The 221-nt window shown below is 53.8% G+C and carries 1 pseudogene; it reads right to left on the bottom strand.

The features are described from left to right. Positions 1-221, bottom strand: a pseudogene (locus tag AC4IFT_RS22650) (hypothetical protein); the annotation flags it as partial.

The following is a 221-nucleotide window of genomic DNA, read 5'->3' as shown; positions in this document are numbered from 1 at the left end:
CCTGTTTTTGTTTGTCTTCATTGCGAACAATGACAGTACCGTCACTGACCGCCGATTGCGTGGTGCCTTCCGCATGGTCGCTGTTATTGGCGTTAGAGAGTAACCCGCCCGCAGCATTGGTCACCAGTTGGCTACCAATTGGGCCACCGGTGCCAATCGAACCGCCAGTGTGCTCGGCGGTAAAGTCGGCTTTGTTATTGATATCTTTCCAGCCCAGCGTA

Source organism: Providencia sp. UF-183 (assembly GCF_058246155.1).
The sequence above is the reverse complement of the archived record's forward strand: the minus strand, read 5'-3'. Positions and strand labels throughout refer to the sequence as shown.